Genomic DNA, 1,930 nt, shown 5'->3' on the forward strand with positions numbered 1-1,930 from the left:
ACTTCAGTCATCAGCGGGGCATGGCGAAGGACGGCCGTTGCAAGTCCTTCGCCGCCGACGCGGACGGCACCGGCTGCTCGGAGGGCGTCGGCGTCGTGATGATCGAGCGCCTCTCGGACGCCCGGCGGAACGGCCACCCGATCCTCGCGGTGATCCGGGGGAGTGCCATCAACCAGGACGGGGCGTCGAGTGGGATGACCACACCCAACGGCCCCTCGCAGCAGCGCGTGATCCGCGCGGCGCTGGAGAACGCCGGCATCGCGGCCTCGGACGTGGATCTGGTGGAGGCGCACGGGACGGGGACGCGGCTGGGTGATCCGATCGAGGCGCAGGCGTTGCTGGCGACGTACGGGCAGGGCCGTCCGGACGGCGATCCGCTGTGGCTCGGCTCGCTGAAGTCGAACCTGGGCCACACACAGGCTGCCGCCGGTGTGGGCGGGGTGATCAAGGCGGTCCAGGCGATTCGGCACGGTGTGCTGCCGAAGTCCCTTCACTCCCAGACGCGTTCACCGCACGTCGACTGGGACGCCGGTGCGGTGGAGTTGTTGACGGAGTCGCGGGTGTGGCCGGTGCGGGATCGTCCGCGTCGGGTGGGTGTGTCGTCGTTCGGTCTGAGTGGGACGAATGCGCATGTGATCGTGGAGCAGGCTCCGGTGGTCGAGGTGCCGGAGATGACCGCCGTTGTTGAGGTGCCGGTGGTTCCGGTGGTGTTGTCGGCGCGGAGCGAGGCGGGTCTGTCCGCCCAGGCGGCCAAGTTGCTGGAGCGGGTAGGGGCTTCGACTTCGCTGTTGGATGTGGGCTTTTCGTCGGTGGTGTCGCGGGCGGTGCTGGAGCATCGTGCGGTGGTTGCGGTCGCTGACCGTGAGGAGTTGGTGCGGGGCCTGACCGCACTGGCCGAGGGTGAGCTGTCGCCTTCGGTGGTGCAGGGAAGTGCGCGGCCGGCAGGTGCCATGGCCTTCCTGTTCACGGGGCAGGGTGCGCAGCGGCTGGGGATGGGCCGGGAGCTGTATGAGGCGTATCCGGTGTTCGCGGCTGCCTTTGATGCGGTGGTGGCGGAGCTGGATGGCCGGTTGGGTCGGTCGTTGCGTGAGGTGGTGTGGGGCGAGGACGCCGACCTGCTGAACGGGACGATGTTCGCCCAGGCCGGGTTGTTCGCGGTGGAGACCGCATTGTTCCGGCTGCTGGAGTCCTGGGGGGTGCGTGCGGACTTCCTGGTGGGTCATTCGGTGGGTGAGATCGCGGCCGCGCATGTGTCCGGCGCGCTGTCCCTGAGTGACGCGGCTGAGTTGGTGGTGGCTCGTGGCCGTTTGATGCAGGCGTTGCCGGCCGGTGGGTCGATGGTGGCTGTGGAGGCGACGGAGGCCGAGGTCCTGCCGTTGCTGAATGGTGAGGTGGGGATCGCTGCGGTCAACGGGCCGCGATCTGTCGTCGTGTCGGGTGCGGAAGCGGCGGTTGCTGATCTGGTGGGGAAGTTCGCCGGTCAGGGCCGTAGGACGAGCACGCTGCGGGTGTCGCACGCCTTCCACTCGCCGTTGATGGAGCCGATGTTGGCGGAGTTCGGGGCGGTGGTGGCCGGGTTGTCGTTCGGCGAGCCGTCGATACCTGTGGTGTCGGGTGTGTCCGGGGACCTGGCGCAGGGGTGGGGCTCGGCGGAGTACTGGGTGCGGCATGTGCGTGAGGCGGTGCGGTTCGCGGATGCGGTGTCGTTCGTTGCGTCGCGTGGGGTGACCTCGTTCGTCGAGGTGGGTCCGGATGGTGTGCTGTGTGGGATGGCGCAGCAGTCGGTGGAGTCGGAGTCGGCGGTCTTCGTCCCGTTGGTGCGTAAGGGGCGCCCGGAGGTGGCGTCGGCCGTGATGGCGTTGGGGCAGCTGCACGTCACTGGCACTTCGGTGGACTGGGCCGGTTTCTTCGAGGGTTCGGGTGCTCGCCG

At 69.0% G+C, this 1,930-nt stretch carries 1 protein-coding gene; it reads left to right on the forward strand.

From position 1 onward, the window contains the following. Positions 1–1,930: type I polyketide synthase (locus ABZ434_RS36040; protein ID WP_359146324.1), on the forward strand; the 1,930-nt coding region annotated here is incomplete at both ends.

The sequence above is a fragment of the Streptomyces sp. NPDC005761 genome (genome assembly GCF_040630635.1).
Taxonomy (GTDB): Bacteria; Actinomycetota; Actinomycetes; order Streptomycetales; family Streptomycetaceae; genus Streptomyces.